Consider the following 9,959-nt stretch of genomic DNA (forward strand, 5'->3'; position numbering starts at 1 on the left):
AGTCACAGGATCGCGCTAGTCGCTGGGCACCGGCACCCGCCCGCGCAGGTCGGCGGCGATCAGCCGTGCGGCGGCGTTCTGCCAGTTGTGCAGCGAGCGCTGCGGGACCTCGGTGACCAACCAATGCCAGGCCTGCCGGGCGGTGGGATCCAGTCCTGCGGCGGTGGCGTTTTGCGCGTACGCGCGCACCCCGACGACGTAGGGGAAATACAGCGAGTTGTAGTGGCGCCACTGCTCGGTGGTCCCGAAATCGCCGGCGTCACGCGGTTTGAGCCGGCCGATCGCGTCCGCGAGAACCGCCTTGAGTTCGTTGGCCCGCTCCAGCGGATGGTCGGGCGCGCCCCGGGCGGCGAGCCGCTCATCGATCACGGGCAATGCGGTCAACGGGCTGGCGACCAGCTTGCTCAAGTCGCCGTAGTGGCCCAGGGCGCGGCGAGTGAGCCTGGCGAACGTGACGTCGTCAACGTGGTCGAGCGGACCCACCGACCGTCGCAATGGCAGCGCCGCGCCGGTGTTCCGCAGCGCCGCCCGATCTTCGCGCAGCGCGGGCGATTTGGAGAATGCCAGCCGGTCGAGCACCCCGGCCAGCGGATCGGCAAGCACCTGCACGCTGATCGCCACCGCCAGGCTGGTGAACAAGAGCACCGTCAGCGCGGTCTGTGCGGCCGTGTCGCCGCGGGTCAGCGCCAGGCCGATCAGCGCCTGGCCGCCGAACAGCACTGCCACCGCCACCGAGCCGGCGAACGAGCGCAGCATGTCGGCGCGCAACGCCTGGCCCTCGTCGAACGCGTCCCACAGGGCGACGGCGAGCCCGAGTGAAAGGACGTCGATACTCGTCGACGCCAGCGCCACCCAGCTGGGCACCAGGCCCAGCGGAATGATCAGGATGGCATTGCCCAGCGCGAAGAACAGCGTCGCGACGACGGCGAGTCCGACGGCCGACCGCGGGCGGCGCGGCTGCCGTAACGCGACGCCCATGGCGCCGAATGTGGACAGCGAGATCACCGCGAACATCAGCCAGTGGCCCGTACGCAGCGGCCCCTCGACGCTGCGGGCCAGCGTCGCCCCGAACAGGGTCAGCGCGGCGACCCCGCCGACCAGCAACACCTCGCGGGTGCGCGCCCTCCCACCGTCGCTGGGCCGGGACATCTCGACGAGCACCGCGAACCACGCCACGCCGGGAATGGTCACCAGGTAGATCTCAACGCGACTGAGCAGGTGCGCGTATGCAGGGCTCGCGGTCCGCACGGCATCCAGCGCCACCACGAGCGCGAAACCGCACAGCCCGATCGCCGCCAACACGAGCACCGGCTTCCGCGGATCGCGAGCGAGCAGGTACAGCCCCAGCCACCCGCTCAGCGTGAAAACCACCGCCGACAGCGCAGCCATGCACCTAGTTTGGCACGGGGTCCAATGCGTGCCGACCCGCTGCGCCCGGCTCACGCCGCCCTTGCGATCGGCACGGGGTCCAATGCGTGCCGACCTGTTACTTGCCGTATCTGCGGTGCCGCTGACTGTAATCACGCAGCGCACGCAGGAAATCGACCCGGCGGAATGCGGGCCAGTGCGCCTCCGTGAACCACATCTCCGAATACGCGCTCTGCCACAGCAGGAACCCGGAGAGGCGTTGCTCCCCCGACGTGCGGATCACCAGGTCGGGATCGGGTTGCCCAGAGGTGTAAAGGTTTTCGGAAATACCGTCGACGGTGACCGCGTCAATGAGCTCCTCGGCGGACGCACCGTTGGCGAGTTCCTTGCTCAGCAATGCCCGCACCGCGTCGACGATCTCGCGGCGGCCGCCGTAACCGACCGCGACGTTGACGTGGAACGTCGCCACGACGGGTGTGGACTCCACCGCGCCGCGCAGGCGCCGGGCCGGCTCCTCGCCCAGCAGCTCCAGATCGCCGACGGTGCGCACGCTCCAGCGGTTGGCCGGTGCGCAGATCTCCTCGACGACGTCGGTGATGATCTCGATGAGTCCCGCCAGCTCGTCGGGGTCGCGTTGCAGGTTTTCGGTGGACAGCAGGTAGACCGTGGTCATCTCGATGCCGGCTTCCTGGCACCAGCGCAGCATCTCGGCGATCTTCGCCGCACCCATGCGGTAGCCGTAGCTGACGTCGGTATAGCCGGCGTCGCGAGCCCATCGCCGGTTGCCGTCGCACAGGACCGCGATGTGACGGGGAAGGTGGGATTTGGCGGAGGCCAGGCCCTGCCGCAGCCGCAACTCGTAGACGCGATACAGCGGCTCTTTGAGACGCGGCGGGATAATTTCCACGGAGATTCAGCCTACTGTGAGCCGCACCAAATTCCCCTCTGTGATTCGGGCGATGTCACGCGCGGCCGAGACCACGCCGTGACCGTTGCCGATTACTGTGGGTGATAAGTAGCCACTGGTAATCCCCCGACCTGCAAGACGAGGGCACAGGAGACATGAGAAGCCAGACGAGCACGTCTGCCGATTCGATGAGCCCGGATCGCGAATCCGAGGCCATCGCGCCCGGCAACCCCGTCGAACAGCTTGCCCAGGGTGCGGCCCATGCACTGAGCAAGCCACGCATGCGCGGCTGGATTCACTTCTTCTCCGCGTGGCTGGCGATCATTACCGGCGCCACCCTGGTATCGGTGTCGTGGGCCGTCTCCTCGCCGCGCGCCGGTCATTCGACGCTGGTCTACGCGGCGGCCACTTTTGCGATGTTCGCCGTCAGCGCCACCTACCACCGGGTGCAGTGGACGTCCGAGACGGCGCGCAAGCGCATGAAGCGGCTGGACCATTCGATGATCTTCGTGTTCATCGCCGGCAGCTACACACCGTTCGCGCGCCTGGCCATGCCGCAGCAGACCGGCGTGGAGGTGCTGTGGATCGTGTGGGGCGGCGCGGTGGCGGGCATCCTGCTGAAGGTGTGCTGGCCCACCGCGCCGCGCTGGTTGGGTGTGCCGCTATACCTGCTGCTCGGTTGGGTGGCCGTCTGGTATTGCCCGACGATTCTGCACAAGGCCGGCGTGGCAGCGATGGTGTTGCTGGCCGTCGGCGGCGTGTTCTACAGCGTCGGCGGGATCTTCTACGGGCTACGCTGGCCCGACCCGTGGCCCAGGACGTTCGGTTATCACGAGTTCTTTCACGCCTTCACCGCGATCGCGGCGCTCCTGCACTACATCGCAATGTGGTTCGCGGTGTTCTACGTCGGCGACCACGCGTGGCTGGTGCACTGAGCGACTACAGCTGCTTGACGTCGGCGGGGGACCAGTACGCCTTCATGTGCGCGACCTTGCCGTCCTCGTCGAATGCCATCACGTCGATCGGCTCGATCGCCATCCGGTGCTCGCCCGCGGTGATCGTGAGGCGGAAATGGAAGGCGGCCTCGTTGCCGGCGACCCGCAGCGTCACCAGCTCGCATTCGCGCTGCACGTCGTTGACCGCCGAGTAGAAGCCGTGGATCGCCTGGCGGCCGATGTGCATCTCGCCGCCGACGGGGTCCTCGACGGTGGCGTCGTCGGCGTACAGCTCGACCAGCTCGTCGGCGCCGCCCTTGGCGACCAGTTCGATGTAGCGGTTGACCGTATCGGTGATGTGTTGGGCGCTCGGCATGAAACGTCAGGCTACCGTGGCGCGGCGAGCGTCCTCGCGAGGTCTTCGGCGGTGGTGACCGGCAAGTCGCACACCGGGCCGCGGCACACGTAGGCGGCGTCGGCGCCGGCCACCCGGTCCCGGCCGGCCAGCAGCGTCGACGAGTCCTTCGCGCCGCCCACGACGATCGCACCGCCGGGCGCCAATCGCCGCGCATCGGCCAGCAGCGCCGACCGCGACGGCTCGCAGGCGACCGCGATCTGCAGCGGTCCGCGCACCGCGGCTTCCGCCACGGCCAGCCAGTGTCCCGCCGAGCGTGGCGCCCGCTCCAGCAGCACCGAATGCGCGGTGAGCCCGTCGCCCGCCGCCCGCAGATACCGCTCCGCGCGGTCGCCGTCGACCATGTGCGCCGCGGTGAGCAGCGCCTCAGTGATCGACGACGCGCCCGATGGAGTCGCCCCGTCGAGCGGGTCGGCGGGCCGAAGCATCAACCGCTCGGCGTCGTCGGCGGTGTCGAACCAGCGGCCGGGCTGGTGCGGGTCGGCGAAGCGCCGCAGCCCGGTGTCGAGCAGGTCCGTTGCCGCCGTCAGCCAGCCGGTGTCGGCGTCCAGCTGATAGAGGGCGAGCAGGCCGGTGGCCAGCATCGCGTGGTCCTCGAGGATGGCGGCGCTGTCGCCGACCACCCCGCCCAGGCTGGCGCGCCGCAGCCGCCCGTCGACGAGATGCGAGTCGAGCAGTGCGCGTGCGCAATTGCGCGCGGCCCCAGCCAATTCGGGCGCGTCCAGGGCGACGCTGGCCTCGGCCAGCGCGGTGATCGCCAGGCCGTTCCAGGATGTGACGACCTTGTCGTCGCGCCCGGGCTGGGTGCGGGCCAGCCGGGCGGTCAGCAGCGCGGCCCGGACCCGTTCGAGCCGTTGCGGGTCGTCGGGATCGGCGGGCATTTGCAGCACCGACGTCCCGTGTTCGAAGGTGCCGGACGCGGTGACCGCGAAAGCGGTTGCGGCCCACGGTCCGTCGTCAGGGCCGAGCACCTCGGTGAGCTGTCGGGGCGTCCAGACATAGGTCGAGCCCTCGCGGCCGTCGGCGTCGGCGTCCAGCGACGACGTGAACAGGACGCCGTCGGCCAGATCGTCGAGCAGGAAGCGCGCGGTCTCGGCGGTGACCCGGCGCGCCAACGGATCCCGGGTCCGCCGCGCCCAGTGTGCGTAGGCACGCAGCAGCAACGCGTTGTCGTACAGCATCTTCTCGAAATGCGGTACAACCCAAGCGTTGTCGACGCTGTAACGGGCGAACCCGCCCGCGAGCTGGTCGTAGATGCCGCCGCGGGCCATCGCGTTACCGGTGTGCGCTACCGCCTCCAGCGCCGCCATCGAGCCGGTGCGCTCGTAATGGCGCAGCAGGGCCTCGAGGATCGCGGACGGCGGGAATTTGGGCGCGCCGCCGAAGCCGCCGTGCACCGCGTCGCGGTCGTCGAGCACCGCGGCGACCGCGTGGTCGCACAGCGCCGGCGCGACGTTCGGACCACTGGAGGGCATCCCCCCGAGAGAGGAAGCCATCGCGCGAAGTTCACCCGCGATGGCATCCGACGCCACCTCCACCTCGCCGCGGCGCTGGTGCCAGGTGGCGGACACCGCCGAAAGAAGTTGCAGGAAACCGTCTTTCGGGTAGTAGGTGCCGCAGAAGAAGGGCCGGCCGTCGGGCGTGAGGAAACACGTCATGGGCCAACCGCCGTGTCCGGTCAGCGCCACGGTGGCGTTCATATAGACGGCGTCGAGGTCGGGTCGTTCCTCCCGGTCGACCTTGATGCAGACGAACCCGGAGTTCATCGCGGCGGCCACCTCGTCGTCCTCGAACGATTCGTGGGCCATCACGTGACACCAGTGGCAGGCCGCGTAGCCGATGGAGAGCAGGATGGGCACGTCGCGCTCGGCCGCGGTCGCGAGCGCCTGTGGGGTCCACTGCTGCCAGTGCACCGGGTTGTCGGCGTGCTGGCGCAGATACGGGCTGGTGGCCAGCCCGAGGGTGTTCGTCGCGGCAGCGTCAGCCGGGCTCATCGCCGGGTCCCGGTGCCCGCTCCGGTCCGTTCGCCTGGCCCGGCGGGCGGTTGTCCGCCTCGTCGACCGCGTCGGCGGCCTGATCCGGCTCGGGATGCTTGGGGTCGAACGAGTCGGGCACCTTCTTTAGTTGCTTGTTCATCGAGCGCAGCAGCAACAGCGTCGCGATCAGCAGCACCACGACGATCAGCAGCCCGATCGGGCTGGCCTTGCCGAAGTCGGGCCCGGTGTGCTGTGGCGGGCCGTCGGCCAGCGCGCCGGCCGTCAAAATGAAGTGGTTCACCCGTCACTCTCGATTCCGGCGAATAGGTCGTCTTCGGGCAGCCGGACGGGCACCCGGGAGCGTGCCAGCTCGAACTCCTCCGTCGGCCAGAGCCGCTGTTGCCATTCGATGGGCGCGGCGAAGAAGTCGTGCTCGGGGTCGATCTGGGTGGTGTGCGCGCGCAGCGCGTCGTCGCGCTGGCTGAAGTACTTCGAGCACTCGACGCGCGTCGTGACCCGGGATTCAAACGGGTCGTGCGAGGCGTCCCAGTGCTCGAGCCACTTCCTGAACGGGGGTTCGTGGCCGTGTTTGACGGCCTCGTCGTGCAGCAGCTGCATCCGCGCCCGCAGAAACCCGTGGATGTAGTAGAGCTTGGACACCGCCCACGGCTCACCCGCATCCGGAAACCGCCGGTAGTCCCCGGCCGCCTCGAAGGCGCCGACCGAGACCTGGTGGCAGCGAATGTGATCGGGATGCGGGTAGCCGCCGTTCTCGTCGTAGGTGGTGATCACGTGCGGGCGGAACTCGCGGACCGCGCGCACCAGCGCCTCGACCGACTCCTCGAGCGGCATCAGCGCGAAGCATCCCTCGGGCAGTGGGGGCGGCGGGTCGCCCTGGGGCAGGCCGGAGTCGACGAAGCCCAGCCAGGTGTGTTCGACGCCGAGAATCTCGGCGGCCTTCGCCATCTCGTCGCGGCGGATCTCGGCGATGCGGCCGTGCACCTCGGGCAGGTCCATCGCCGGGTTGAGGATGTCGCCGCGCTCACCGCCGGTCAACGTCACCACCAGCACCCGGTGACCTTCGTCGGCGTAGCGGGCGAGGGTGGCCGCGCCCTTGCTGGACTCGTCGTCGGGGTGGGCGTGCACCGCCATCAACCGCAGTTCGCTCACGTGCCCCCTTGTCGGTCTTCCGGTCGCCGGACTGAACCTATAATTCCAGTTCTTCGTTGCATGCTGCCGGCCGGTGTCCGGCAGCCGACCACTCAGGCATACCCAGGCATGACCGAAACTTCCCCTTCGCTCCCGGAGGCCCGCTACGGGCGCGCTGGGCGCCCGCGCGTGCCCCGGCGCTGGGTGATCATCGTGCTGGGCGTGCTGGTGGTGGCGGCCGGCCTGGTCATCGCCGTCGTCGGCTATCGCCGGCTGGGCACCAGTGCCGTGACGGGCACGCTGGGCAGCTATCGGGTGATCGACGACGAGACGGCGTCGGTAACGATCAGCGTGACGCGATCCGATCCGTCGCGGCCGGTGGACTGCATCGTGCGGGTCCGGGCTAAGGACGGCAGCGAGACGGGGAGGCGGGAAGTGCTGGTCCCACCGTCGGAGGCGGCCACGGTGCAGCTGACCACCACGGTGAAGTCCAGCAAACCGCCGGTGATGGCCGACATCTATGGCTGCGGCACCGACGTGCCCGCCTATCTGCGGCCGGCGTGACCCCGTAACAACAGCCGAACTGCGAATTTCGAGTCATCAATTGTTTGCGCGGTGGTAACATGGGTGAATGCACGGTTCCTGATGGGACCGTGTATTGCTGCATTAAGGCCGTGGGCACAACGGACCGGCAGCACACGGGGAGCAGACCCGGATACTCCGGCGGCGGGGTTAAACAGGCTTACGCGGGTACGCGGAACGACAACACGAGGAGCACGACAAGATGACGGACACTTCGGTGACCTGGCTGACCCAGGAGTCGCATGACCGGCTGAAGGCGGAGCTCGATCAATTGATCGCTAATCGCCCGGTCATCGCCGCGGAAATCAACGACCGCCGTGAAGAAGGGGACCTGCGCGAGAACGGCGGCTACCACGCCGCCCGCGAAGAGCAGGGCCAGCAAGAGGCCCGCATTCGTCAGCTGCAGGACCTGCTCAACAACGCCAAGGTCGGCGAAGCGCCCAAGCAATCCGGCGTCGCACTGCCCGGTTCGGTGGTGAAGGTCTACTACAACGGCGACAAGTCGGACACGGAGACGTTCCTGATCGCCACCCGCCAGGAGGGCGTCAACGACGGCAAGCTGGAGGTGTATTCGCCCAACTCACCGCTGGGCGGCGCCCTCATCGACGCCAAGGTGGGCGAGACCCGCAGCTACGTGGTCCCCAACGGCAACACCGTCGAGGTCACGCTGGTCAGCGCGGAGCCCTACCACTCGTAGTCAGATGGTGGCGACCCGCCGCGGCCTCCGGCGAGCAGACGCAAAATCGCATCCAACGGTCTTTGCGCGTGCGATTTTGCGTCTGCTCGCCGTTGTCAGCCCAGCGCCTGGTCGAGGTCGGCCAGCAAGTCGGCGATATCTTCGATGCCGACCGACAGCCGCACCAGGTCGTCGGGCACTTCCAGTTGGGAACCGGCCGTCGACGCGTGCGTCATGGCGCTCGGGTGCTCGATCAATGACTCGACGCCGCCGAGCGATTCGGCCAGGATGAACACTTCGGTGCGGGCGCACAGATCCTGCGCGGCCTGCCGGCCGCCTCGCATGCGCACCGACACCATGCCCCCGAAGTCGCGCATCTGGCGGGCGGCGATCTCATGCCCGGGGTGGCCTGGCAGACCGGGGTACAGCACGCTGCTCACCGCCGGATGCCCGGAAAGGAATTCCGCGACGGCCGAAGCGTTTTCGCTGTGTCGCTGCATCCGCAGCACCAGCGTCTTCAGGCCGCGCATGGCCAGGTAGGCGTCGAACGGCCCCGGCACCGCGCCCGCGCCGTTTTGCAGAAAGGCGAAGGCCTCGTCCAACTCCGCGTGGTCGGTGATCAGCGCCCCGCCCACCACGTCGGAGTGCCCACCGATGTACTTGGTGGTCGAATGCAGCACCACGTCGGCGCCCAGCGTCAGCGGCTGCTGCAGTGCGGGTGAGGCAAAAGTGTTGTCCACCAACACTTTTGCAGAGAACTCTTTGCCCAGTTCGGCGAGAGCCGTGATGTCGGCGATGGACAGCAGCGGGTTGGTCGGTGTCTCCACCCAGATCAGCCGGGTCTGCGGCGTGATCGCGGCGCGCACGGCGTCCACATCGAAGAGCGCCACCGGCGTGTAGTTGACGTTCCACTGCGTAAACACCTTGTCGATCAGCCGGAAGGTGCCACCGTAGGCATCGGTGGGGATGATCAGGTGGTCGCCGGGCCGCAGCATCGCCCGCAGCGCGCAGTCGGCCGCGGCCATGCCGGAACCGAACGCCCGCCCGTAGCTGCCCCCTTCGACGGCGGCGAGCGAGGCCTCCAGCGCGGCGCGCGTCGGGTTGCCGGTGCGCGCGTATTCGAACCCGCCGCGCAGCACGCCGACGCCGTCTTGGGCGAACGTGCTGCTGGCATAGATCGGCGCGTTGACCGCCCCGGTCGCCGGGTCCGGCCGGTAGCCCGCGTGAATCGCTTTGGTGGCGAGTCCGGTGAAGTGTCCGGTGTGGTCGTCGCTCATCGACGACAGCCTAGGCGACGGCCGCCTGCGCTACCGCACGACTAGCCCAGCTGTTGCTCGGTCCCATCGAGCGGCAGGCAGACCGTCGTCATGATCTTGTCCGCCAGCGTTTGCCGCTTCGAATCCCACAGCGGGAAAAGGAAACCGATGAAGCAGATGATGGCGTCGACGAAGTGCGCGAGGGAACGCACGACGGACATTCCGAAACCGATGGGCTGGCCGGTGACCTCGCTGACAACCTTGAACTTCATCACCGACTTGCCGACGCTCGAACCGGTGGTGCCCTGCCGGTAGCCGTAGTTCCAGATCAAATAGATCAGCCCCACCAGCGACGCCAACCACTGCGCGGCCAGGCCGATGCTCGAGTTCTGCGTCGCGCAGTACTGGTTTACGGCGTACTGCGTGACGTCGGTGATGCACGACGTCTGCTGGGTGGCGACCAGGATCCCGGTCCCGATACCGTGCACGACGGCGTACGGGAGGATGTCGATGATGAACGCCACGAGCCGGGTCAGCCACGGCGTGTAGGACTCCGTCGGCAACGTGCGGATCGCCGGTCCGGGAGGCGGCGGCGCGTACCCTCCGGAGGACGGCGGGGGCGGCTACATTGCCAAGATCTTCAACGACGCCTGGATGTCGTCGTACGGGTTCCTGCGCAGCCGCCTCGACGACGC

The 9,959-nt window shown here is 68.5% G+C and carries 10 protein-coding genes and 2 pseudogenes; 4 read left to right on the forward strand and 8 right to left on the reverse strand.

Annotated elements, in window-relative coordinates; genetic code table 11:
- Positions 1-15 precede the first annotated feature (15 nt).
- The gene (locus A5678_RS12865; protein ID WP_068042857.1) at positions 16-1,389 is read right to left on the reverse strand and encodes a hypothetical protein; all 1,374 of its coding nucleotides are present in this window, start codon (positions 1,387-1,389) and stop codon (positions 16-18) included.
- Positions 1,390-1,486: 97 nt separating this feature from the next.
- Complete coding sequence (locus tag A5678_RS12870; protein WP_068042860.1) at positions 1,487-2,275, reverse strand: (2Z,6E)-farnesyl diphosphate synthase; 789 nt, start codon at positions 2,273-2,275, stop codon at positions 1,487-1,489.
- A gap of 155 nt (positions 2,276-2,430) precedes the next feature.
- Between A5678_RS12870 and A5678_RS12875 the strand changes: the two genes are divergently transcribed.
- On the forward strand, positions 2,431-3,210 hold the full coding sequence (locus A5678_RS12875; protein ID WP_068042861.1) for a hemolysin III family protein: 780 nt from the start codon (positions 2,431-2,433) through the stop codon (positions 3,208-3,210).
- A 4-nt stretch (positions 3,211-3,214) separates the two neighbouring features.
- Here A5678_RS12875 and A5678_RS12880 read toward each other — a convergent pair whose 3' ends face one another.
- From A5678_RS12880 to mca, 4 genes are read right to left on the reverse strand one after another with little or no spacing between them, the layout of a single operon-like run.
- The gene (locus A5678_RS12880; protein WP_068042864.1) at positions 3,215-3,586 is read right to left on the reverse strand and encodes a nuclear transport factor 2 family protein; all 372 of its coding nucleotides are present in this window, start codon (positions 3,584-3,586) and stop codon (positions 3,215-3,217) included.
- Between the two features lie 11 nt (positions 3,587-3,597).
- The gene (locus A5678_RS12885; RefSeq protein ID WP_068042866.1) at positions 3,598-5,619 is read right to left on the reverse strand and encodes a thioredoxin domain-containing protein; all 2,022 of its coding nucleotides are present in this window, start codon (positions 5,617-5,619) and stop codon (positions 3,598-3,600) included.
- On the reverse strand, positions 5,606-5,902 hold the full coding sequence (locus tag A5678_RS12890; RefSeq protein WP_068042868.1) for a hypothetical protein: 297 nt from the start codon (positions 5,900-5,902) through the stop codon (positions 5,606-5,608). The genes A5678_RS12885 and A5678_RS12890 overlap by 14 nt, the downstream gene beginning before the upstream one ends.
- Positions 5,899-6,771, reverse strand: coding sequence for a mycothiol conjugate amidase Mca (gene mca, locus A5678_RS12895; protein ID WP_068042870.1), 873 nt, complete (start codon positions 6,769-6,771; stop codon positions 5,899-5,901). The genes A5678_RS12890 and mca overlap by 4 nt, the downstream gene beginning before the upstream one ends.
- Positions 6,772-6,879: 108 nt before the next feature.
- Between mca and A5678_RS12900 the strand changes: the two genes are divergently transcribed.
- A complete protein-coding gene (locus tag A5678_RS12900) occupies positions 6,880-7,314 on the forward strand; it encodes a DUF4307 domain-containing protein (protein ID WP_068042874.1) in 435 nt (144 codons plus the stop codon).
- Between the two features lie 220 nt (positions 7,315-7,534).
- Entirely contained in the window at positions 7,535-8,029 is a 495-nt protein-coding gene (greA, locus tag A5678_RS12905; RefSeq protein ID WP_007168983.1) for a transcription elongation factor GreA, read from the forward strand.
- 95 nt (positions 8,030-8,124) lie between these two features.
- Here greA and A5678_RS12910 read toward each other — a convergent pair whose 3' ends face one another.
- Positions 8,125-9,285, reverse strand: coding sequence for a cystathionine gamma-synthase (locus tag A5678_RS12910; RefSeq protein ID WP_068042872.1), 1,161 nt, complete (start codon positions 9,283-9,285; stop codon positions 8,125-8,127).
- Between the two features lie 41 nt (positions 9,286-9,326).
- A pseudogene (locus A5678_RS12915) lies at positions 9,327-9,887 on the reverse strand (RDD family protein); the annotation flags it as partial.
- Between A5678_RS12915 and A5678_RS27915 the strand changes: the two are divergent.
- A pseudogene (locus A5678_RS27915) lies at positions 9,874-9,959 on the forward strand (hypothetical protein); the annotation flags it as partial. The pseudogenes A5678_RS12915 and A5678_RS27915 overlap by 14 nt on opposite strands.

The organism is Mycobacterium sp. E2733, from assembly GCF_001667585.1.
Classification (GTDB): domain Bacteria; phylum Actinomycetota; class Actinomycetes; order Mycobacteriales; family Mycobacteriaceae; genus Mycobacterium.